The organism is Iningainema tapete BLCC-T55, from assembly GCF_014698965.1.
Lineage (GTDB): Bacteria > Cyanobacteriota > Cyanobacteriia > Cyanobacteriales > Nostocaceae > Iningainema > Iningainema tapete.
This window is the reverse complement of the sequence record NZ_JACXAE010000035.1, coordinates 391-664: the sequence shown is the minus strand read 5'-3', so window position 1 is coordinate 664 and position 274 is coordinate 391. Positions and strand designations below refer to the sequence as shown.

1 protein-coding gene is annotated in these 274 nt (G+C 46.4%); it reads right to left on the bottom strand.

Features of this window, described 5'->3' with window-relative positions; translation table 11 throughout:
* The coding region (locus ICL16_RS45470) for a tetratricopeptide repeat protein (protein WP_238360676.1) at nt 1–274 on the bottom strand (274 nt) is incomplete at both ends.

Sequence of the window (274 nt, the reverse complement as noted above, 5' to 3'; positions counted from 1 at the left end):
AAGCATCGTTAGGGTTGAGGCGCAACACTTGGTTGTAATCTTCTATTGCTCCTTTTTTATTTCCCAACTCTCTACGGACAATCCCTCGGTTGCCATAGGCTTGAGCATAGTTAGGATTGAGGCGCAGGGCTTGGTTGTAATCTTCTATTGCCCCTTTTTTGTCTCCCAAGTCATTACGGACAATCCCTCGGTTGTGGTAGGCTTGAGCATAGTTAGGATTGAGGCGCAGGGCTTGGTTGTAATCTTCTATTGCCCCTTTTTTGTATCCCAAGTC